Source organism: Niveibacterium microcysteis (genome assembly GCF_017161445.1).
Taxonomy (GTDB): Bacteria; Pseudomonadota; Gammaproteobacteria; order Burkholderiales; family Rhodocyclaceae; genus Niveibacterium; species Niveibacterium microcysteis.
This window is the reverse complement of sequence record NZ_CP071060.1, coordinates 546,814-569,577: the sequence shown is the minus strand read 5'-3', so window position 1 is coordinate 569,577 and position 22,764 is coordinate 546,814. Positions and strand designations below refer to the sequence as shown.

The 22,764-nt window shown below is 65.8% G+C and carries 17 protein-coding genes; 9 read left to right on the top strand and 8 right to left on the bottom strand.

The annotated features are described in order from the left end of the window. Positions 1-223: 223 nt before the first annotated feature. Positions 224-1,597, top strand: coding sequence for a hypothetical protein (locus JY500_RS02620; protein ID WP_206254984.1), 1,374 nt, complete (start codon positions 224-226; stop codon positions 1,595-1,597). A gap of 65 nt (positions 1,598-1,662) precedes the next feature. Here JY500_RS02620 and JY500_RS02615 read toward each other — a convergent pair whose 3' ends face one another. Together JY500_RS02615 and JY500_RS02610 are read right to left on the bottom strand one after the other, a co-directional pair. Beyond that, positions 1,663-1,971: a c-type cytochrome gene (locus JY500_RS02615; protein WP_172201149.1), complete on the bottom strand. Its 309-nt coding sequence runs from the start codon at positions 1,969-1,971 to the stop codon at positions 1,663-1,665. 122 nt (positions 1,972-2,093) lie between these two features. Next, complete coding sequence (locus tag JY500_RS02610; protein WP_206254983.1) at positions 2,094-3,818, bottom strand: nitrite reductase; 1,725 nt, start codon at positions 3,816-3,818, stop codon at positions 2,094-2,096. A gap of 155 nt (positions 3,819-3,973) precedes the next feature. Here JY500_RS02610 and JY500_RS02605 point away from each other — a divergent pair, with 155 nt between their 5' ends. Beyond that, on the top strand, positions 3,974-4,282 hold the full coding sequence (locus JY500_RS02605; RefSeq protein WP_206254982.1) for a metal-sulfur cluster assembly factor: 309 nt from the start codon (positions 3,974-3,976) through the stop codon (positions 4,280-4,282). Further along, positions 4,279-5,361, top strand: a complete 1,083-nt coding sequence (locus JY500_RS02600; protein WP_206254981.1) for a hypothetical protein — start codon at positions 4,279-4,281, stop codon at positions 5,359-5,361. The genes JY500_RS02605 and JY500_RS02600 overlap by 4 nt, the downstream gene beginning before the upstream one ends. A 6-nt stretch (positions 5,362-5,367) precedes the next feature. Here the strand turns inward: JY500_RS02600 and JY500_RS02595 are convergent, their stop codons facing one another. Next, positions 5,368-5,550 carry a hypothetical protein gene (locus JY500_RS02595; RefSeq protein WP_206254980.1) on the bottom strand — a complete coding sequence of 61 codons (183 nt, stop codon included), beginning with the start codon at positions 5,548-5,550 and terminating at the stop codon, positions 5,368-5,370. 265 nt (positions 5,551-5,815) lie between these two features. Between JY500_RS02595 and cysK the strand changes: the two genes are divergently transcribed. Both cysK and JY500_RS02585 read left to right on the top strand, forming a co-directional pair. Continuing rightward, the gene (gene cysK, locus JY500_RS02590; RefSeq protein ID WP_172201159.1) at positions 5,816-6,748 is read left to right on the top strand and encodes a cysteine synthase A; all 933 of its coding nucleotides are present in this window, start codon (positions 5,816-5,818) and stop codon (positions 6,746-6,748) included. A gap of 113 nt (positions 6,749-6,861) precedes the next feature. Further along, positions 6,862-8,001 carry a MalY/PatB family protein gene (locus JY500_RS02585; protein WP_206254979.1) on the top strand — a complete coding sequence of 380 codons (1,140 nt, stop codon included), beginning with the start codon at positions 6,862-6,864 and terminating at the stop codon, positions 7,999-8,001. A gap of 351 nt (positions 8,002-8,352) precedes the next feature. Here JY500_RS02585 and JY500_RS02580 read toward each other — a convergent pair whose 3' ends face one another. Then, on the bottom strand, positions 8,353-9,840 hold the full coding sequence (locus JY500_RS02580) for a methyl-accepting chemotaxis protein (protein ID WP_206254978.1): 1,488 nt from the start codon (positions 9,838-9,840) through the stop codon (positions 8,353-8,355). 142 nt (positions 9,841-9,982) lie between these two features. On the opposite strand from JY500_RS02580, the gene JY500_RS02575 reads away from it, so the two are divergent. After that, positions 9,983-11,497 carry a pyruvate kinase gene (locus JY500_RS02575; RefSeq protein ID WP_206254977.1) on the top strand — a complete coding sequence of 505 codons (1,515 nt, stop codon included), beginning with the start codon at positions 9,983-9,985 and terminating at the stop codon, positions 11,495-11,497. 1 nt (position 11,498) lies between these two features. On the opposite strand, the gene JY500_RS02570 is transcribed toward JY500_RS02575, so the two are convergent. Continuing rightward, positions 11,499-11,798, bottom strand: coding sequence for a chorismate mutase (locus tag JY500_RS02570; protein WP_206254976.1), 300 nt, complete (start codon positions 11,796-11,798; stop codon positions 11,499-11,501). 25 nt (positions 11,799-11,823) lie between these two features. Continuing rightward, the gene (locus JY500_RS02565; RefSeq protein WP_206254975.1) at positions 11,824-14,259 is read right to left on the bottom strand and encodes an EAL domain-containing protein; all 2,436 of its coding nucleotides are present in this window, start codon (positions 14,257-14,259) and stop codon (positions 11,824-11,826) included. Between the two features lie 680 nt (positions 14,260-14,939). On the opposite strand from JY500_RS02565, the gene pepN reads away from it, so the two are divergent. Continuing rightward, positions 14,940-17,639: an aminopeptidase N gene (pepN, locus tag JY500_RS02560; RefSeq protein ID WP_206254974.1), complete on the top strand. Its 2,700-nt coding sequence runs from the start codon at positions 14,940-14,942 to the stop codon at positions 17,637-17,639. Between the two features lie 114 nt (positions 17,640-17,753). Here pepN and JY500_RS02555 read toward each other — a convergent pair whose 3' ends face one another. Further along, positions 17,754-19,565, bottom strand: a complete 1,812-nt coding sequence (locus tag JY500_RS02555) for a S8 family peptidase (RefSeq protein WP_206254973.1) — start codon at positions 19,563-19,565, stop codon at positions 17,754-17,756. Between the two features lie 507 nt (positions 19,566-20,072). Between JY500_RS02555 and rhlP the strand changes: the two genes are divergently transcribed. Together rhlP and JY500_RS02545 are read left to right on the top strand one after the other, a co-directional pair. Further along, positions 20,073-20,912 (top strand): rhombotarget lipoprotein, encoded by an 840-nt coding sequence (rhlP, locus tag JY500_RS02550; protein ID WP_206254972.1) that lies wholly within the window; start codon positions 20,073-20,075, stop codon positions 20,910-20,912. Further along, on the top strand, positions 20,909-21,511 hold the full coding sequence (locus JY500_RS02545) for a rhomboid family intramembrane serine protease (protein WP_206254971.1): 603 nt from the start codon (positions 20,909-20,911) through the stop codon (positions 21,509-21,511). Before rhlP ends, JY500_RS02545 begins: the two co-directional genes overlap by 4 nt. Here JY500_RS02545 and JY500_RS02540 read toward each other — a convergent pair. Beyond that, complete coding sequence (locus JY500_RS02540) at positions 21,490-22,614, bottom strand: radical SAM/SPASM domain-containing protein (protein ID WP_246479760.1); 1,125 nt, start codon at positions 22,612-22,614, stop codon at positions 21,490-21,492. The genes JY500_RS02545 and JY500_RS02540 overlap by 22 nt on opposite strands. Positions 22,615-22,764 lie beyond the last annotated feature (150 nt).

Sequence of the window (22,764 nt, the reverse complement as noted above, 5' to 3'; positions counted from 1 at the left end):
AGCGTTGATCGCAGTCAAGCCGCCGGACGCACTGTCGGCGAATCGGGCGGGGCCTGATCTGGCACAAGCGGGCCGCTCCGCGCTGCGGCGGCTCTTTTGTTGGGTGTTGCGCCGGTTGATGGTGATCAACACCCCATGTTGCCCCCTACAGAAAACCGCAATTTGGCCGAGAATCAGATAAGTGTTGCTGCAGACACGCCCATTAGAAGAACAAGGAGACATCGTGACCGCGATTCAACTGATGAAATCGCCGATGCGGCCTTTGGCTCAACGCCGCTGGCGCTGCTGGCTGAGCGTGCTGTGTGCGGCATCACTGCTCGGCGGTTGTGCGAGTTGGTATGGCCGCGACGCGCAGCAGGAGGCCCTGAAACGCGCCGAGTCGCAATTGCAGCAACGCGTGATGCGCTACGCCGACGGCTACATGGACAGCGTGTCGCTGGCGGTGCGGCAAGTCGAGGATCAGGTGAACGACCCGCACTCGCGGCGCCTGCTCAACGACTTTCAGGTCAAGCAGTCCACCGCAGCGGTGCAGATCGGCTCCGGCCCCAGCGCCAAGATCAATGCGCTTGACATGCTGATCCTCGCGACGCTGACCCGGAACGTCGTCGAACAGCGCCTGCCGCCGGTGCTCGGCAAATCCGCCGCGCCAGTGATCAACACTTTCGGCAAGCTCGAAACCGGCGCCTGGGCGCTGGTGGATTTTCTGACGCCCGCCCAACGCGACGATCTGCGCAGCAAGCTCGAAGCCTGGAAGCAGACCTCCACCTCGCTGGACAGCGTCGCCTTCAACCGCCTGGCCGACTTCGCACGGGCAACCGGCCTGCTGAAACCGGGCGACGCGCCGGACGATGGCGTGTTCGGCCTGATCGGCCTTGACCCCTTTGCTGGCCTCAGCCCCGCAGTAAAGGAGATCGAACAGAGCCGGCTGCTCGCCGAGCGTGCCATCTACTACGCCCAACGCTCGCCGATGCTGCTCGATCTGCAGACGCGTTCCTTGTCCAGTGCGCTGGCCGACATGCCTGAGTCGCGCGCGATGTTGGCGACCTCCACCCGCGTCGGCGACGCCGCCGCGAAGATGGCCGAAACCGCGGCGCTGATGCCCGGCACGCTGAGCAGCGAGCGCGAGGCGGCCATCCGCCAAATGTTCGCCGCCCTGCAGCAACAGCAAGGCACGATGACCGCGATGCTGCTCGAACTGCGGCAAAGCCTCGAAGCCGGCCGCGCGGCATCGGATTCGGTGCATGGCGTGATCGAGAGCACCGACGCGCTGCTGACCCGGCTCAAGGTCGGCGAGCCGCCGCCACCGAACGCGCCGCCGCCGGGCCGCCCGTTCAACATCACTGAATACACCGCAGCCGCCGCAGCCCTGGGCGACAGCGCGCAGCAGATCCAGAGTCTGGTCATGCTGCTGGAGAAGGACACCCCAGCCGCGATGAAGCTGGCGGAAGCGGCGCGCGCGCAGGGCGAGGTGCTGATCGACCACCTCTTCAAGCGGCTGACCCAGGCCTTCGGCGTGCTCTTCCTCGGCGTGCTGGTGATCGTCGTCGCGTCGCGCTGGATTACCGGCCACTTCCAACGCAAGGCGCTGCAGCGCTGAGCCCGCCGCCGACAAAAAGGGCGCCAGAACGGCGCCCTTTTTTCTTGTGCAACACACCGTACGGGCTACTTGCCGCCAGCGAGTGCCCACGCGACCAGCGTCCGGATGTCCTCTTCCGGCACATTGTTGGGTGGCATCGGCACCGGCCCCCAAACGCCCTTGCCGCCCGCCTTCACCTTCGCGACGAGCTTGTCCGGCATGTCCGACTGGCCTTTGTACTTGGCCGACACATCCTGCCAGGCCGGCCCGACCACCTTCTTGTCCGGCGCATGGCAGGCGGCACAGTTGTATTTCTTCGCGAGCTCGGCACTGGCTTGCACCTGTGGCGCCCCCAACGCTGCGCCTGCGGCGATCAGCAGAACGATTCGCTTCATGTAACCCTCCCCCCGATTTGCGGGCTTTGATTCGAAAACGCCGGCGGGTCTCCCCGCCGGCGTTCCCATTCCCTCTTGAGACCTTTGGCCGCGCGGGTTGGCGGCCGCCGGGCAACACGCGATCAATAGACGTCGTTCTGCGTGTTGTTCAGGTTGAAGTGGCCGGTTGGCGTGATCAGGCGCGGATCGCGGATCACGGCCTTGAGCGCGAGGGTCTTGTCGTCGACCACCACGATCGCGGACTCCTTGTTCTTCGCTGACCACACGGAGAACCACACTTCGTCGCCGGCCTTGTTGTATTCCGGCTGCACCACACGGCGGGCGCCGTCATCCTTGATGCCCGACCATTCGCCGATCGGCAGCACCTTGAAGCCCTTGTCGAGGTTCTTGATGTCGAACACCGCAACCGATTGCGAGATTGCCGGTTCCGGATTGAGTGGCGTGTCGACATACAGGTGCGTCGATTTCGGATGCGTCTTGAGGAATAGCGAGCCACCGCCCTGCCCCTTCAACTGCGCGACCATCTTCCACGCATATTCCTTGTGCTTGACCGGATCGGTACCGACCAGCGCAATCGTGTCGTCGCCAAGATGGCCGGTCGCCCAGACCGGGCCGAATTTCGGATGCACGAAGTTGGCGCCACGACCCGGGTGCGGAATCTTGCCGACGTCCGCGATACCGGCGAGCTTGTCTTCCTTCGCGTCGATCACGCCGATCTTGTTCGACTGGTTCGCGGCGACCATGAAGTAGCGGTGCGTGCTGTCCCAGCCGCCGTCGTGCAGGAAGCGGGCCGAGCCGATCTCGGTGATCTTCAGCGCGTCGATGTTCGAGTAGTCGACCATCAGCGTCTTGCCGGTCTCCTTCACGTTGACGACGAACTCCGGCCTGAAGTGCGACGCGACGATCGACGCCACGCGCGGTTCCGGATGGTAGTCCTGGGTATCGACCGTCATCCCGCGGGTGGCGACGATCTTCTTCGGCTCCAGCGTGTTGCCGTCCATGATCACGAACTGTGGCGGCCAGTAGGTGCCAGCGATCGCGTACTTGTCCTCGTAGCCCTTGAACTTCGAGGTATCGACCGAGCGCGCCTCAAGACCGACGCGGATCTCGGCAACGTTGTCCGGCTTCTCCATCCACAGGTCGATCAGGTTGATCTTCGCGTCGCGGCCGATTACGAACAGATAGCGGCCAGACGCCGACACGCGCGAGATGTGCACCGCATAGCCGGTCTTGATGATGTTGATGATCTTCTTGCTGTCCCCGTCGATCAGCGCGATCTCGCCGGCGTCGCGCAAGGTGGTCGAGAAGATGTTGGCGATGTTGTAGTTGTTCATCTTCTTCGTCGGGCGCTTCGCCGGCGGAACGATGACCTTCCAGGTCGCCTTCATGTCCTTCATGCCGTATTCCGGCGGCTGCGGAGGCGTTTGCTGCACGTAGCGCGCCATCAGGTCGACATCCTGCTCGCTCAACTCGCCCGAGGTCTGCCAGTTCGGCATGCCGGCCGGCGACCCGTAGGCAATGAACACCTTGAGGTAGTCCGTGCCCTTGCCGATCGTGATGTCCGGTGTCAGCGGCTTGCCGGTGGCGCCCTTGCGCAGCACGCCATGGCAGCCGGCGCAGCGCTCGAAGTAGATCTGGCGCGCCTTGTCGAACTCCGCCTTGCTCATCGGCGGCGCCTTCGGGTTGATGTCCTGGTACATCTCCACGTCGGCCAGTGGCGAGCCGCCCGCCTGGTATTTCACCTCGGCGTCGGTAACCCCCATCTTGTTGTCCGCCGCCCATAGCTGGCCGCCCCCCAATGTGGCCAGTGCGGCCAGCGTGGCGATCGATAACGCCTTCTTGTTCATGTGCTCTCCCCCAATGTAAGACCGGTGCCCAGACCGTCTGAGACGGCGCCACTGTCTTCCCCACTCCCAGTGGGGTCATTGATGCGAGTCAAGATCGCCGGAGCGCCTTTGCGCTTGGGCGCGGGCAGCTATCATGGGCGCAACGGAGACCATGCATGACGACACAGAACCCACCTGATTTCGACGCAATCCTGGATGCACTTAGCGAGGTCGCCGACCCCGAACTGGGCGTCGGCATCGTGCCGCTCGGCCTGATCTACGAAGCCCATGCCGACGGCGCAACGCTGCACGTCACGCTCACGCTGACCTCGCCGACCTGCCCGCTCGGCGATGTGCTGATCGCCGATGTCGAAGATGCGCTGACAGCCCGTTTCCCCGGCTTTACGCCGGCCGTGACGCTGACCTTCGAGCCGCCGTGGACGCCGGAGCGCATGAGCCCCGCCGCCCGCGCGGCGATGTCATGAACGCGGTTCGCCTGCTGCCAGTAGCCAGCGCGCTGGCCGCCCTGCTCGCCGCAGTGTGGGCAGGGCTGGTGCGCCTGGGCTTGCCGCTGCCGGTGCCACTCGCGCAGTGGCCACTGATGCACGCAGCGCTGTTCGGCTGCGGTTTCTTCGGCACCGTGATCGCACTTGAACGCGCCATCGCCTACGGGCGCGAAGCCGCCTTCGCGGTGCCGCTCGCCAACGCCACAGCCACTGTCGTCGCCCTTGCAGGGCTGTGGGAGCTGGCGCTCTACATCTGGGTCGGCGCTGGCGTCGGCCTCGTCGTGGTGGCCTTCCTGCAAGCCCGTGCGATACGCGAACCGTATGCGGATGTGCTGACGCTGGCGGCGAGCTTCCTGCCGCTGGCCGCAGTGTTCGTGCTGGGCGGACATGGCACTGCCGCAGCGCTGAGCTGGATCGCCTTCCTCGTGCTGACGATCGCGGCCGAGCGGCTCGAACTCTCCCGCGTGATGCCGCGCCCCGCATGGGCAACCGCGCTGCCGCCGCTGCTCGCTTTCGCCCTTGCGGTGCCAGTGTGGTTCGCCGTGAGCCACCCGCTCGGCGCGCAACGCGGGCTCGCGCTCGCCTTGCTGGCGTGGGTCGCGTGGCTGGCGCGCTTCGACGTGATCCGCATCACCCTACGGCGGCCGGGTCAGCCGCGCTTCACCGCGGTATGCCTGATCAGCGGCTATGCCTGGCTGGCAATTGCCGCCATCGTGCTCGGCGCTGCCAACGCGCCGCTCGGCGCCGGCGACGCCGCCTACGATGCGGTGCTGCATGCGGTGTTCGTCGGTTTTGTGATGTCGATGCTGTTCGGCCATGCGCCGATCATTCTTCCGGCGATTACCGGCTGGCGCCCACGCGTACGCCCGGCGCTGTATCTCGCGCTGGCCGTGCTTCATCTATCGGTTGCGCTGCGCCTAAGCGGCGATGCGGTCGGGCTGACTAGCCTGCGCCAAACTGGCGGCGTAATACATGTCGCCGCGCTGGTGCTCTATGCGCTGCTGCTGGTGCAAGGCGGCGGCACACGCATTCGCCTGAGCGCGCCGGCCAAGCGCTAGGCTGTATCAGATCCAGGCCTCGGGGGGCAGATCAAACTCCCCGATATCGCGCTCGCACAGCCGCTCAGCCAGCTCACAACCGGGCGGGCACAGCGACGGATCGCCCCACTGCGTGGCGCACCATATCTCGTCGAGTTGGTCGTCCGGAGCTGGCGCACGCACTGGGCAATCAACCGCATGTGGCGTCATATCGCCTCCTGAGCCGTCGCGGCGCGAAAGCCACGATTTTGATGGAATCGTGGATTAATAGACCATCAGCATCAGAATCGTCAAACCGCCGACTTGACGCAGCGCCGCAAAACCGTGGCCAACGGCGCACGCGGCGCCACGCCAATAGGCAACCCTGCCATGCATCCATATGCATATGCCCGCGCAGATATTGGGGCGCCCGACACATGCGCCTAGAATCCGCCCACAGCCCCAGAGGCCTTCCCCTTACAAGGAGACGCACACCATGCGCATCGCGAATGACGTGACTCAACTGATCGGCCGCACTCCGCTGGTCCGCATCAATCGTCTGACCGCCGGCTCGGCCGCCACCGTCGCCGCCAAGCTGGAGTTCTTCAACCCCGCACACAGCGTGAAAGACCGCATCGCGATCTCGATGGTCGAAGCGGCCGAGCGCGACGGCAAGATCAAGCCGGACACGATCCTGCTGGAGCCCACCTCCGGCAACACCGGCATCGGCCTCGCCATGGTCTGCGCCGCACGGGGCTACAAGCTCACGATCGTGATGCCGGAGACCATGAGCCGCGAGCGCCGCCTGCTGCTCAAGGCCTACGGCGCCGAACTGGTGCTGACGCCGGGGCCGGAAGGCATGCCAGGTGCGATCAAGCGTGCCGAGGAAATGGCCGCCGCCGATCCGCGCTACCTGATCCCGCAGCAGTTCACGAACCCGGCCAACCCGGCCATTCACCGCAACACCACCGCCGAGGAGATCTGGGCCGACACCGATGGGCAGGTCGACATCTTCGTCTCCGGCATCGGCACCGGCGGCACAATCACCGGCGTGGGTGAAGTGCTCAAGGCGCGCAAGCCCGGCGTGAAGATCGTCGCGGTGGAGCCGGATGCGAGCCCGGTGCTGTCGGGCGGTGCACGTGGCCCGCACCCGATCCAGGGCATCGGCGCCGGCTTCGTGCCGGAGATTCTCAACACCTCGATCTACGACGAGATCGTCCGCGTGAAGAACGCCGACGCATTCGACCTCGCGCGCCGCGCCGCAACGGAAGAAGGCCTGCTCGTCGGCATCTCGTCCGGCGCAGCGCTTTGGGCGGCAACCGAGCTGGCGAAGCGGCCGGAAAACGCTGGCAAGCTGATCGTCGTGGTGATTCCGTCCTTCGGCGAACGCTACCTCTCGACCCCGCTGTACGAGCACCTGCAGGTGTAAGTCCGGCGTTACGCAGCGTCGACAGTGGCATAGACAAACGCGACTTCGGTCGCGTTTGTCATTTGTGTGCCGGGTTAGGATGTCGGCTCCTTGCCTGCGGATACCACGACGACATGTACGACTTCGATACCCCGCTACCACTCGCCGATCGCGCGCATTCGATGAAATGGTCGCGCTATGCCGGCCGCGACGTGCTGCCGATGTGGGTCGCCGACATGGACTTTGCCGCACCGCCACCGGTGATCGACGCACTGCGCGAGGCGGTCGACTTCGGCCACTTCACGTACAGCAAGCCGACCGCGACGCTGACCGAAGCCACCATCGCCCATCTGGCCGACGCCTACGGTTGGCAGGTTGCGCCGGAGTGGCTGGTGTGGCTGCCGGGCCTGGTCTGCGGCATCAACATCGCAGTGCGCGCCGGCTGTGACGCCGGCGACGCCGTATTCACGGCCACGCCGGTCTACCCGCCCTTCCTCGCCGCACCGGGGCTCGCGGAGCGCCGCCTCGAACGCCTTGACCTGGTGCGCGGCGCGAAACGCTGGGAATGGGATTTCGACGCCGCCGACGCAGCGCTCGCGAAGAGCCGGATGTGGTTGCTCTGCCACCCGCACAACCCGGTCGGTCGCGCATGGGACGCCGACGAACTGCGCCGCATCGCGGAACTGGCCGAACGCCACGACGTGGTGCTGTGCTCCGACGAGATCCACTGCGGGCTGGTGCTCGATCCGGCCAAGCGCCATGTGCCGATCGCGGCGCTGGACCCGGCAATCGCGCGGCGCAGCATCACGCTGATGGCGCCCTCGAAGACCTTCAACATCCCAGGGCTCGGCGCCGCGTTCGCGGTAATCCCGGACGCCGCGCTGCGGCGCCGATTCGAGAGGGTGATGGCCGGCATCGTGCCGCATGTGAATCTGCTCGGTCTGGTCGCGATGGAAGCGGCCTTCCGAGACGGCGAGCCGTGGCGCCGGGCCCTGATCGACTACCTAGCCGAGAACGCGCGACGCGTCGAATCGCGGATTGCGGCCTTGCCTGGCGTGAGCATGACGCCCGTCGAAGCGACCTACCTTGCCTGGATCGATTGTCGCGAGCACGCATTGGAGCATCCGTCGGCCCACTTCGAGGCCGCCGGCCTGGGCCTCTCCGATGGCCGGGACTTCGGCGCGCCGGGTTTCGTGCGCCTTAATTTCGGCTGCCCGCGCAGCACGCTTGAGGCCGGCCTGGATCGCTTCGCCGCAGCGCTCTCAAGCCGCTGACCACACGGCGGCGCCTGAAAACACAACGGGCCGAATCCCACTGGGAATCGGCCCGCAATTTCGGTCAGCGCAACCCGCTCACCGATCGCCGTTGTCTCTTACGGCGTCATTCTTCTGGTTTGTCTCCATCCTCTGGCTCGATTCCTGGACTGGCGCGATAGCTACCGGAATCTGCATTTCTTTAGCCTTCGCCTTCTTGGCTGCCTGACGAAGTGCGCGGAGTGTAGCCAGATCGGATTCTCCGGTCGACAACTGTCAAGCCAGCAATTCAAGTCAAATGACAGCCGTGTTGCAATCAAGCTAGAAGCAGCCCGGGCAGTAATTCGCGACCGAATTGCGAGCCCAGGCAAATCAGTGATCGAACCGCTCCACTGCGCCGTGCAGATCCTGTGCCGTCTGCGCCAGCAACTGCGACCGGTTGGCGATCGCAACGCTTTCGCCACTGGCCTCGGCGGCAACCGCGCTCAGGCGCGCCACCGCTGCAGCCACCGAATGCGCAGCCTCGCGTTGCGTGCGCAGTGCCTCTTCGATGCCGGCGATGTTGTCGTCCACCCGGCTGGCACGACGCAGGATCGCCTCGATTGCACCACTCGCGCGCTCGGCGTTGCCCAAGCCGGCTTCGACTTCCTGCACCGCGCGCGCCATGCGCTCGGTCACGTCGTTCTTCACTTCGATGATCTCGCTCACCATGCGCGTGATGTCGCCGGTGGCGCGGTTGGTCTGCTCCGAGAGTTTTCGCACCTCATCCGCCACCACGGCGAAACCGCGGCCGGCTTCACCGGCGCGTGCGGCTTCGATGGCCGCATTGAGTGCGAGCAGGTTGGTCTGCTCGGCCACCGTCTTGATCATCTGCACCACCTGACCCACGGCATCGGACTTGGCGCCCAGCGTCTCGACCGAGGCAGATGCCGCCTCCACCGCCTCAGCCATGCGCCGCATCGCATCGGCCGCCTCGCTGATCACCGCGCCGCCGTCGCGCGCCGCTTCGCGCGAGCGCACCGCCGCGTTGGCTGCCTCCGCTGCACGTTCGGAGATCGTGCCGACGGTCTGTTCCATGTCGCTCGCAACGTTGCCGGCGCTCGCGCTGGCATCGGCCTGCGCCTGCACTCCGGCCGAAATCCGCGCGCTGGCGGCGGCCAGCTCGGTCGCCGCCTCAGCCAAGGCGCGTGCCGACGAGGCCGCGACGCCCACGGTGCCACGCAGGTCGTCCTGCATCGCATGCATCGCAGCGATCATCGGGCTGCGGCTGATTTCCTTCTCGTCGAACTGGAAGTCCAGCTTGCCGGCCTTCACCGCCTTGGCGAACTCGGCGCCCACCTGTGCGCGCAGCAGCACGGTACGCAGCATGAAACCAAGGAATGCCAGTACGCCGGTGACGACGAGCATGGCACCGAACTGAGCGGCGATCTGGCCGCTGCTGACCGCGTGCTGTGACGACCAGACCGCGTCGGCGCAGGCCCACAACACGGCGCCGAGCAGCACCGTCTTCTGGTCGCAATAACCGAGCAGGATCATCACCATCGCAACCGCCGCGAGCCGCGGCCAGGCGGCGCCACCGCCCAGTTGCAGCAGCAGCACGGCCATTACGACGACGCTGGCCATGGCGATCAGGCGGGTTGGCGTCGCGCCGGGCGCCAGTCGGTGCGACACCGCCAGGGGCAGAAGCGCCACCAGCGAACCCACGATGGCCGTGGTCAGCGCTCCACCGCCCAAACCTATCGCCACCGCCACCAGCCCGCCCAGCCCGACCAGACCCAGCACGAGTTTGTCGGTAACCGAGCGCGCAGCAAAGAACACCCCATCGCGCGACTGAGACAGCCGCATGATCATCGTCGTCATGAAATCTCCGTGCAGATCGAATACGGTGCAAGCAGGGTTATCGGCAGCGAACGCCGCAACCTGAGGCGCAACACTGCAATCGGCCTGCAATGCCGGGCGGCGAAGATCACTGCCCCGCTTCCTGTATTCCGAAAGGCGCGCCATGCCGACCACGGTCGCCGACAAGACTTCACTGCACCTCGCCAATCTGTACACCGAACTCGAAGCCCTGCGGGCGGACATCGCCGACGAGGGCGAAGGCCTGGTCGACCAGTGGGCCAGCTGGATCCGGCGCGCCGACTTCGCGCCCTCGGCACGCAACCTGGCCTGCTACCTTGCGCTGCGACGGCGCGACCTGTGTGCACTGCAGGAGGAACTGACCCGCTTTGGCCTTTCATCGCTGGGGAGAAGCGAGTCGCGCACGCTCGAATCGCTTGCCGCCACGACCGCGCTGGTGGCCCGCGCAGCCGGCGTGCCCGAAGCGCGCCAACCAGCCCTGCCCGCGCGTGGCGATTTCATTGCCGGCAACCGCCGCCTCGAAGAAGAATGTCTGCGGGTCTTTGGCGTGCCGAGCCCGCAGCGGCGCACACGCATCATGGTGACCTTGCCCGACGCTGCGGCGGACGACAGCGAACTGCTGCGCGGCCTGCTGCAACGTGGCGTCGAACTGGTTCGCATCAACTGCGCACACGGCGACGAGGCGAACTGGGCGGCCATGATCGACCGACTACGCGCCACCGAACGCAAACTCGGCCTGCCGCCGCGCACGCGCGTGCTGATGGATCTCGCAGGGCCGAAGCTGCGCACCACCGTTTTTGCCGGGGCCAGCGACAAGCCGCGCTTCGGTGTTGGCGACAGCTTCTGGCTCGCGCGCGCGCCGTCCGACGTGCCCACGGGCGAACGGGCGATCGGCTGCAGCCTGCCCGAGGTCATCGGCCAGCTCGCGCACGGCGACCCGGTTTGGGTGGACGACGGTGAACTGGGTGGTCAAGTCACCGAACGGCGCCACGGCGCGGTTCGGGTGCAGATCACCCATGCACCAAGCGATGGCAAACGCCTGAAGGCGGACAAGGGGCTCAACTTCCCCGCCTCCGAACTCGCGGTGCCGGCGCTTACCGAAGCCGACCTGGCCGCACTTCCCTTCGTGGCACGCCACGCGGATATCGTCGGCTATTCCTTCGTGCAGGGCGCCGACGATGTCGCGCGCCTGCAATCGGCGCTGGAGTCCGCCGGCCGGCGGGGCGCGCAGGCGCCGGCCTTGCTGATGAAGATCGAGACACGGCGCGCGGTGCGCAACCTGCCAGAGATCATCGTTGCTGCCGCCGGTCGCAACCCGGCCGCGGTCATGATCGCGCGTGGCGACCTCGCGGTCGAACTGGGCTACCAACGCTTGGCCGAGATTCAGGAAGAGATCCTGTGGCTCTGCGAAGCCGCTTCGGTACCGGTGGTGTGGGCGACCCAGGTGCTCGAATCGCTCGCCAAGCGCGGCCAACCTTCGCGCGGGGAAATCACCGACGCAGCGATGGGCGTGCGCGCCGAATGCGTGATGCTGAACAAGGGGCCTTACATCCTCGACGCGGTCGATCTGCTCGCCGACGTGTTGCAGCGCATGGAGGCCCACCAGCGCAAGAAGACTGCGCGGCTGAGAGCACTGCAGTCTTGGCAGGCCTTGTTTTGATCTAGTCCTGAGCAGAGGCGGCGCGCGCCGCCAGCGCCGCATGCCTGCGCACGACTTCATCGATGATCGTGCGAAAGACCTGTTGTACAAGCGCCGGATCGAGCCCATGGCTTTGCGCCAGGGCCTCGTAACGCCGGCCTTGTTCGCGCTCGCGCGAGGGATCAACGGGCTTGGCGCCGGCTTCCGCCTTGAGCCGCCCGATCGCTTCGGTCACGTCGAAGCGACCGGCCAGCAAGCCGACCAGCCGTTCATCGATCTCATCGATCTGGTCGCGCAGGGCGAGAAGCTCGGGTTGCGTCATCAGGAAGGCATGCCGGCGGAACCGATCAGCCCACCGCCGCGAGGCGCGCGCTGACTTCGTCCGCCGTCAGCGGTTGGGAGAACAGGTAGCCCTGGAAGCTGTCGCAAGCCAGTGCGGTCAGCGCGATGCGGGTGCCTTCGTCCTGCACGCCCTCGGCGACCACCGCCAGACCCAGGCCACGCGCAAGGCTCACGATCGAGGCGACCACCGTCGCTGCGCGGGTGCTGCGCACCATCTCCTCGACCAGGCTGCGGTCGAGCTTGAGGATGTCGAGCGGCATCCGCGCGAGCATCGCCAGGTTCGAATACCCCATGCCGAAGTCGTCCAGCGAGATTCGGATACCGGCATCCTTGAGCCGGCCAAGCACGCGCGCGACGCCCTCGGGGTCTTCGATCAGCAGCGATTCGGTGATCTCGACCTCCAACGCGTCGGGTGGCAGCCCGCTCGCCTTGAGCGCATGCTCGATCGCCGGCAGCAGTTCGACATCTCGGATCTGCCGCGCCGACACGTTCACCGCCACGCGCAGGCTGTGGTGCCCGATCGCCCGCCAACTGGCGAGCTGCATGCAGGCGTGCTCAAGCACCCAACGACCGATCGGCACGATCTCGCCGGTATCTTCAGCGATCGGGATGAAGCGCGAGGGCGGCACCCAGCCAAGCTTGGGGTGGCGCCAGCGCAGCAGCGCCTCCAGCGCCACGACGAGGCCGTTACGTGCAGCGACGCGCGGCTCGAAACGCAGTTCGAACTCACCGCGCTCAGTCGCGTGACGCAGTGACTTCTCCAGCGCAAGCCGTTCGTGTGCGGCCTCGGCGAGCGACACATCAAACAGCGCATGGCCACCGCGGCCCGACTGCTTGACCGCGTACATCGCCATATCGGCACAGGCGATCAGCTGCTCCGGCTCATTGCCGTCCTCCGGATGCAGGCTCGCGCCGATACTGCAATCCAGATAGAACTGCTCGCCGCTGACCGCGAAGGGCTGCTCAAAGCAACGCCGCACGCGCGCCACCGCCAGCGCAAGCTCACGATCGGCCAGCCCGCGACCGGCGCCGACCGGCGCTTCGAGCGGCATCACCGCGACGAACTCATCGCCACCGTATCGCGAGAGCAGGCCGCCATCGCCACAGGCTTGCGCCAGCCGCTGCGCGACGTCACACAGCACGCTGTCGCCAGCCGTGTGGCCGAGCGAGTCGTTGATCTGCTTGAAACGGTCGACGTCGATGAAGATCACCGCGACATGCTCGCCGCCAGCCGCGGCATGCAGCATCTCGCCAAGGAAGGAGATCAGCGCACGCCGGTTGGGGCAGCGGGTGAGCGGATCGCGTTCGGCAAGGAAGCGCACCTGACGCTCGATTTCCTCGCGCCTGGTGATCTCGCGCTCCAGCCGCTGCACGGTTTCGGACAGTTCCCGCGTGCGCTCGGCGACACGGGTTTCCAGTTCGGCCTTGTCGGCACGGGTGTCTTCCAGCGAACGCACCGCCTGCATGTAGCGCAGGTTCTGCGAGCTGGTACGTTCGAGCTGGGTCAGCCGCGCGGTCAGCAGCTCACGGTGCGTCGCCAGCGCCGCCGTCGTGTCGCCGATCCGCTCGTAGTGTTTGTGCAGCTGATCGAGGCAGGCCACATGGCAGTCCAGCAACGCATGCTTCTGAGCCGCCGCCAGCGCGCGATCCATGTGGGCATCGAAGGTTTCGCTGTCACTGATCTCGGCGGCAATCGTCGCGAGGTGGTAGTGGCTCCACGCCTCGATGATCGGCTCGCCCATCGCTTCGCCCAATTCAAGCGCGTCCTCGATCGCGTCACGCGCGGCGTCCAGCGTGCCGCGCAGCTGGTGGATCACCCCCAGCTGGCCGAGGGCGAGGGCGCCGAGGCGATTGGCGCCCTCGCGGCGACTGATCTCGAGCGCTTCGACCAGGGCTTCACGCGCCTCCTCATGGCGGCCGAGCGCGATCAGCGGCGTGGCGCGGTTATAGAGCGCGTAGCCCAATTCGATAGCGTGCTGCGGGCAGCGCAGGCGGTAGATGCGTTCGGCGCGCTCGGCCAGGTGGAGGCCCTCGGCCGGCCGGCCGGAATTGGAATAGGTAACCGCCTCGGTCACCAGAGCGCGTGCCTGACCGCGAGCATCGTCGATCAAATCGAACAGGTCGCGCGCGGTTTCGATGTGGCGCAGCGAATGATCGAGCAACCCACTCGCCGCGCAGACCGTGGCCAAGTGGTGGTGTGCCCAGGCTTCGCCGAGGCGATCGCCGTTGGATTCGAACCAGGTCAGAGCCGCGCGCAGATGCGTCGTCGCATCCGGCACGCGGCCCAGCACGCGCAGGATCTCACCCAGGCCGAGCCGGATGTTCGCCGCCAGCGGACCATCGGACGCGTTCAGCGCATCATCGAGCAACTCTTCGGCATAGCGCAGCGCCCGTTGCGGTGCTGTCTCGCGCAGCCGATCAAGCTGTGCAAGTGCATCCATCCGCCTATCCGCGCCGCTACCAACGTCTGACACCTGAGCTGCAAGAACCACCGTGACCTCCGCATGCGTGCGCGGAGTCTGCCACGACTTGGGCGGGTCGTCAGAGCCATCTGTCCGCGTTCGCGGGCGGATTGCCGGGCGCCGCGCAATTTGCGCCGGGTGCACAAGCAATCGCTGTCAATTCGGAACCGTCTGGAAACTGTGCAGGCAGTCACGGCCTTTGCATTGCGGCCAGCGGCAATTCGGGATTACCCGCAAAGCGGCCTGCGGATTAGGTTTTCGATCTTTTCGCTCGATCAGAAAGTTTTTTTTGAATTGCGCAATCCCCGCAAGGATTGCAAACGACGAGGCTGGTTTAATTCGTTCCAAGGCGTTACGGACTCCCCCCGTCCCCCCCCCGAAGTCGCTTCCCCCAGCGGCCTCTCCTCCTCCGTAGCGTCCTTGTCTCCCCCCGCCCGTCGGTCGAGTCCCCCCTCACCGACGGGCTTCATCTTTCTGGCTTCCGCTTCGCTCACCTGTTCGCCCCGCGCCGGCAATTCCCGGTCGCATCGACGACAACCGAGCGCCGTTTGCTCCACTAGAATTTCGCTCCATTCCAGAATGGCGGAACGGGCGTGCGCGTGGGCGCAAGCACCGGCTTCTGCCCCGCCTATGCACGGCGCCCAGACCGAGGAACCCCCATGCGAACCGACACGCCACAAGCGATCTACCTGAAGGACTACACCCCGCCGGCCTTCCTGATCGAGACCGTCGATCTCGACGTCGCGATCGAGACCGGGCACGCCACGGTGACCGCGGCACTCGCCTGCCACCGCAACCCGGCGGCGGCTGACCCGAGCGCGGCGCTGGTGCTGACCGGAGAAGAACTGAAACTGGAGACGATCCGCCTTGATGGCCGCCTGCTTGGCCAGGGCGAATACGCGCTGTGCGATGACCGCCTGCTGATCCACGCCGAACTGCCCGAGAGCTTTACGCTGACCACGGTCAGCACGATCAACCCGGACGGCAATACGCAGCTGTCGGGCCTGTACCGCTCGAAGGACGGTTACTTCACCCAGTGCGAGGCCGAAGGCTTCCGCCGCATCACCTGGTTCCTCGACCGGCCTGACGTGATGGCGAAGTACACGGTCACGATCCATGCCGACAAGGCGCAGTTCCCGGTGCTGCTGGGCAACGGCAATCCGGTCGGCGCCGGTGACGAAGAAGGCGGCCGCCACTGGGCGAAGTGGGAAGACCCATTCCGCAAGCCGAGCTACCTGTTCGCGATGGTCGCGGCCAAACTCGACATGCTCGAAGACTGGTTCGTCACCAAGTCGGGTCGCAAGGTGCGCTGCGCGGTGTACGTGGAGCCGGGCAAGCTCGACCAGTGCGGCCATGCGATGGCAGCGCTGAAGAAGTCGATGAAGTGGGACGAAGACGTGTTCGGTCTGGAGATGGATCTGGACCACTACATGATCGTCGCGGTCGGCGACTTCAACATGGGCGCGATGGAAAACAAGGGCCTCAACATCTTCAACACGAAGTACGTGCTGGCCCGCCCGGACACCGCCACCGACATCGACTTCCAGAACATCGACCGCGTCGTCGCACACGAGTACTTCCACAACTGGACCGGCAACCGCGTGACCTGCCGCGACTGGTTCCAGCTCTCGCTGAAGGAAGGCCTCACGGTGTTCCGTGACCAGCAGTTCGGCATGGACATGCATTCGGCCGGCGTGACCCGTATCCAGGAAGTGCGCACGCTGCGCACCGCACAGTTCCCGGAAGACGCCGGCCCGATGGCGCACCCGATCCGGCCGGCCAGCTATGCCGAGATCAACAACTTCTACAGCGCCACGGTGTACGAGAAGGGCGCTGAAGTGATCCGCATGATCCACACGCTGATCGGCAAGGACGCCTTCCGCAAGGGTATGGATCTCTACTTCGCGCGCCACGACGGTCAGGCGGTGACCTGCGAGGACTTCGTCGCCGCGATGCAGGACGCGTCCGGCCTCGACCTCACACAGTTCAAGCGCTGGTACAACCAGGCGGGCACGCCGAAGCTGGTTGTGCGCGGCGCCTACGACGCAGCAACCAAACGCTTCACGCTGGATGTCGAGCAACTGTATCCGGCCACGGCCTACGAAAAGCGCCTCGAAGCCGAAGGCAAGCCCGTTGCGCGCGGCGCCTACCACCTGCCACTGGTGTTGGGTTTGCTCGATGCCGACGGTCGCGAGCTGCCGCTTCGCCTCGCGGGCGAGACCAGCGCTGCGGGCACCCAACGCGTGCTGTCGGTTACCGAAGATCGTCAGAGCTTCGTGTTCGAGGACATCGCGGCCGCACCCGTGCCCTCGCTGCTGCGTGGCTTCTCGGCGCCGGTGGTGCTGGACTACCCGTACACCGCCGCGGAACTGACACACCTGATGGCGCACGACAGCGACGCCTTCTGCCGTTGGGAAGCCGGTCAGCGCCTCGCAACCGACATCCTCACGGCAGGCATCGCGGCCTACCAGGCTGGCGACGGTGATTCGCTCGCGTGGATACCGACGACCTACGCCGATGCGATCCGCGCGCTGCTCGGTTCGGCCTTCGCGCCGGGCGGCGATCCGGCGCTGGTGGCCGAAGCCCTGGCGCTGCCGTCCGAAGTGGTGCTGATCGAGGCCACCGACGGCACCGTCGATCCGGACGCGATCCACGCCGCCCGACTCGCGCTGCGGCGCCATCTTGCCCGTGAGCTCAAAGGCCCCCTCGCTGCGGCCTACCATGAGCTGAAGGTGGATGCGCCCTATTCGCCCGAGGCCCAACAAGCGGGCGCACGCGCCTTGCGCAACGCCTGCCTCGGCTACCTTGCCGAGATCGACGACGCCGAATCGCGCGCCTTGGTCATGACGCAGTTCGATACCGCGGACAACATGACCGACACGATGGCCGCGCTTGCTGCGATTGCGCAGTTTGAGTTGGCAGAACGCGACGACGCGCTCGCCCGCTTCCTCGACAAGTGGAAGGACGAGGCGCTGGTTGTCGACAAGTGGTTGATGGTTCAGTCCACCGCGCGCGCTGCGGATACGGGGCAGCGTGTGCGCGCCCTGCTGCAGCACCCGGCGTTCGACATCAAGAACCCGAACAAGGTGTATGCGCTGATCCGCGCGTTCTGTGCCGCGAACCCGAAGCATTTCCATGCCGCCGACGGTTCGGGCTACGCGTTCGCCGCCGATGCAATCCTGCAACTCGATGCGATGAACCCGCAGGTGGCATCGCGCATCGCACGCGCCTTCGACCGCTGGCGCAAGTTCGACACACATCGCCAATCGCTGGCGCGCGTGCAGCTGGCTCGCATCCAGAGCCAGAACGGCCTCTCGCGCGACGTGGCTGAAGTGGTCGGCAAGGCGCTCGACAGCTGAGCACGCGCCGACGCAACGTGAGCCCCGCCCCGGCATCGCCGCGGCGGGGCTTTTCATTTCACACGCAAAGTTCGGCGGACACCTTGCGGCGCCCGCCGGCCTGTGACGCCCTGCTTACCAGCTTGCCGTCAGCGAATACTTGCCGTTGGTCGAGCCGGTGCCGCCGCTGTAGTAGCGCACCTGTACATAGCGCGTGACCGTCGTCGTGCCGGTGTTGGTGGTGCTTGCGGTATCGGTCTTGCCGGCACCCAACTCACTCTTCGCGATCTGCGTGCCCGCAGAGTTGTAGAGGTAGAGGTCATAGTCAGCCGTGCTGAGGCCCGCCACCAGTGTCGCAGTGAGCGTCTTGCCGGCCGGCAGATCGACGCGGTACCAGTCCTGATCGGTACTGGAAGCCATCGTGCCGGCCACCTTCGACGGCTGCGACAACAGCATCGGCGCAGTGCGGGAGTTGTTCGGCTCCACCTCGGTCACGTTCACGACACCGCCGCCACCGCCACCACCGCCATTCGCCGCCGCCACTGCCGCGCTGGCATCGACGAGGCCCGCACCGCATCCGGAGCAGGAGCCCGGGAAGGGGCGCACGGTGCTGGTGAGCACACCCTTCACCTGATCCGGCGTGAGCGCCGGATTCTTTGCAATGACGAGCGCCGCGACCGCAGCAACATGCGGTGTCGCCATTGAAGTGCCCTGGTAAAAGGCATAGGAATCCGCTCCGGGCGACTTGGTGCCCGCGTTGAGGGTGGACAGGATGCCGTTGGACGCGCTGCCACTCATGTCACCCCCGGGTGCCGCGAGCGTCACGATGCTGCCGTAGTTGGAGTAGTACGCACGATCGCCATAGCGACCGGTCGCCGCAACGGCGATCACGCCGGAGCAATTCGCCGGGTTCGAGTTCGACGCGTTCTGGTTCTCGTTGCCCGCCGCCACCACCACCACGGTGCCGCGGGAGCGCGCCGAGGTGATCGCGTTCTGCGTGGTGGTGTCGCAAGCACCACTGCCGCCTAGCGACATATTGATAACCCGCGCAGGCGTGGCGTTTGCCGGGACGCCGCTGACCGCGCCCCCTGATGCCCAGACGATGGCATCCGCGATATCCGAGGTGTAGCCACCGCAACGCCCCAGCACCCGCAGCGGTTGCACGCGCGCACCGTAGGCGATACCGGCAACCCCGCTGCCGTTGTTCGTCAACGCGGCAATCGTGCCGCCCACATGCGTACCGTGCCAGCTTGAATTCGTTGCTGCCCAGCCGGTGCCGCACTCGCCGGCATTGGTCCAGTCGCCCGGGTCACTCGCGTCGGCATCGCGGCCATCGCCGTCGTTGGACACGGCAGTGTCGGAGATGAAGTCGTAGCCTGCGACGATGTTCGCGGCGAGGTCGGCGTGTGGCCGATAGCCGGTGTCAATCACTGCAACCACCACGCCGCTTCCGTTGCCCTGGTCCCACGCCCCCGGCACACGCATGCCCCCGGTGGCTTCGTAGAGATCCCACTGCTCGGCATAGCGCGTGTCGTTCGGCGTGAAGAGCGCATGCATCATGCGGTCCGGCTCCGCGTATTCGATACTGGCATCGCGGGCCTTCAGTTCGGCGATCAACTGCGACGCTTCAGCCTGCGTGACCTTGCGGTCGAGCTTCACGACGTCCGCACCGAGGGCGGTCTTTCGCAAAGCATGCATCGTCACACCCAGGCGCGCGCCGGCAGCTTCAAACACCTGCGCACGCTGCGTCGCCACCGGCGCCGATTGCGCGCCGATGTTGAGCGTGTTGCGGTATTTCACGATCAGGCGATCGGTGTGTTCAACCGGTGCCTGCGGCACATCGAACGCGCTGATGGTGCCGCCAGCAATTGCAAGTTGGGGAAGGGCTGCCGCGAGACATGCGGCGATACCGGTCACGCGCGTGACCGGGGAACGGCGAACGATCATCTTGGACATCTCCTGTTGTGGTCCAGACCCCACCGGGGTATCCGGCGGCAGTCAATTCCGCGCGACCCGATCACCCGATTAAGGTGCGCGTCGTCACGAAACCCGCTGAGCGAGTCGGCCGAGTATGCCGCTCACATATTTGTACGTGCGAATCACTTTTTCGGAGACAACCCACTCGCAACACGCCATGCAATATGGGTAGATCTCCCATGCTCGGCACGCGTCCTCCGTATCGAGCCTCAGAGCACAATAGAACCCACGCAGGCAATCCTCAAGGTCGAATTCGCACCGCAACGCAGCCACTGCAGCGAGCGCACGGACCCTCTATTTGTTGGGTCGAAACACGAACCTGCCGACGGCGTCAGCCGGCCACGCTGCGCGTCGGCACGGGGCTTGGTATCGGAATCTGCTACGCAAACGCGCAGGCGATGCAACGTGTGATAAGGCGCTCGCCAAAGCGCGCGGGCGGCGCAAGCATCGCGTTACCGTCAACACCACCCGAGAACCATGAATACCCGCACTCTTGTTCGTCGCGCCGCGGCAGCGCTGGCGCTCCTTACGCTGGCCGGCTGCGCCAGCCTGTGGCATCGCACCGACACTCACACCCAATCGGGCAGCGCCGTCGAATACCTGTTCCCGGATGCCAAGCAAGCGCCACAGATGGCACCGGGCGTCACCACGCTGCGGCCGCCGGTCAAGGTCGGTATCGCGTTCGCCCCCTCCGCGCAGTGGGGCACCGCGATTCCCGAGCAGCAGAAAACGCTGCTGCTTGAAAAGGTGAAGGGCAACTTCGCCAGCCTGCCTTACGTGGGCAAGATCGAGGTGATTCCTTCATCCTACCTGCGTGCAAAGGGCGGCTTCGCGAACCTCGAACAGGTGTCGCGCATGTTCGACGTCGATGTCGTCGCACTGGTGTCTTACGACCAGGTCCAGTTTGTCGACAACGGCGTGCTGTCGATGCTGTACTGGACCATCGTGGGTGCCTATGTCATTCAAGGTGATCGGTACGATGTGCAGACGATGGTCGACGCCGCTGTCTTCGATGTTGCGAGCAAGAAGCTGCTCTTCCGCGCACCGGGCACGAGTCGCATCAAGGGCAGTTCGACCCTGGTGAACTACAGCGAAGCGTCGCGCGAAGCACGCGCTGCAGGATTCGACGCCGCGGTGAATGATCTGATCCCGAACCTGAAGCGCGAGCTCGACGGCTTCCGCGAGCGCATGAAGACCGATAGCAGCGTGCAGGTCGTCAATCGGTCCGGCTATAGCGGCGGCGGTAGCCTCGGCCTCGCCGGCGTGCTGGTGGCGATCGGCCTTGTGATCCTGATCGGGCTGCGCCGCCGGTCATGAACACCCACCTGCGCTGGCCATCCGCCAGCCTTGCGATAGCGGCGATCAGCCTCGCCGCCATCGCGCTGCCCGACGCGTGGGTCACCAAATTCGAGCTGACGCGAGCACCACTCGCAGGCGCCGCCCTCTGGCAACTCTGGAGCGGCCACCTGCTGCATTTCGGCACGGCGCACGCACTGACCGACCTGGTGACCCTGATCACCGCCGCCGCCATTGTCGAATCGGCGCTGGGCAGTCGCCGAGTCTCGCTGCTCTATTGCGTGGCAGCGCCCGTGCTGAGCCTGGCAACATTGCTCACGGCGTCAGCACTCACCGCCTATCGCGGTGCATCGGCGCTCGCGGTGATGATGGGCTTTGCGGCAGCCGGCGTGCTGTGGCGCGAGGCCCGCCTGCGCGCGCCGGTGGTGTTGCTCATCACGGCCTTTGCGGCAAAGCTGGCCGGCGACGCACTTGGCAGCGCCACCGATCTGGCTGGGCTGCCAGCGGGCGTGGCAGTGGTATGGCAGGCGCACGCCGCAGGCGCCTTGCTGGGCGCCGGGATCGCGCTGCGCCTCGCGCGTGAGGGCAGCGCCGGGCGCTACGGCATGATCTCGACGTAGTCGTAAACCGGGCAGTCGAGAATTTCGCGCTGCAAGGCTTCCGGCAAGGCGGCGTACCAGTCCGCAAGCGGATAACGGTCGATCGCCTGCCCGAGGTGGCGCACCAGTTCGCACACCGGGTCGGTAATGCCACTACGCCAAGCATCGTCTTTGCGCACATACCCCATCCACAGATTCTTCATGCAGTTGCCGCGACACCAGGCTTGCGCTTCGCAAGCGCCGCAGGGCATGTCGGGGTGCTGCTGCAGCGGGCTGGGCAGGAGCCAATTCTCGGCAAGGTCCCCCATCTGCATGTCCGGGAGGTGCATCAGATCCGGGCACGGGAAGATGCGCCCGTCCGGCATCACGTTGAGGATGTGCGATGAGACCCGACACTGCGCGCGACCATGGTGGCGTTCATCAACGAGTTGCGGGAACAGCTTGTTGCGCACGATGCCCATCAGCGGGATCACCGGCAGCAAGGCGTCGGCATCGCGGAAGAAGCGCGCCACCAGATCGTCGAGCACCGCCTTGCGGCGTATCAGTGCTGCATCGCCATAGGCGTGATCGGCAACGAACTGGAAGTAGAGGTAGTCGAAGCGATCGAGCAGCGCTTCGATCTGCGCGAGGTCGATCTCGTCGCTGGACCAGGTCATACGTGCGGTGAGCGAACCGCCGACCCGTGCATGCACCCGCTCGACATTGCGCATCACCTGACGATAGATGCCGCGCCCGCGATAGCCGTCGGTGACCTGCTCGCCTCCATCGATCGAGACCAGGATATTGTCCAGTCGCCGCAGCACCCATTCGGGCAGATCGTCGAGCAGGGTGCCGTTGGTCTGCAGCTGGAAGCGGAAGTGCGGGTATCGCCACATCACTGCTTCCATGAATGCGCGGTTCAGGGTCGGCTCGCCGCCGTAGAAGGTGACGTAGACGTCCTTTGCGCCAAGGTGTGTTTCGACGAAACGGTGCAGCGTGTCGATGTCGTACTCGACCTTGCCCTGCGAGCCAAGGACGTCGCCTTCACTGATCGAGCAATAGCTGCACTTGAGGTTGCACTGCAGCGTGGTCAGCAGTTGCAGTTCGACACGATGGCCGATGATCGCGGGGAGGTCGCTCTGCACTGGGGGCCGCGAGCGGACGAATGAAATGGGTTGCGCGTGCATGATGCCAAGGGCTTTGCCGGGGGAGCGCGATTTTGAGCGCCACGGCGAAGCCCCGCTTGGAGCAAGGTCAACGCCGGCGCAGTCTGTGGTCGCCCGAGACAATGCGCG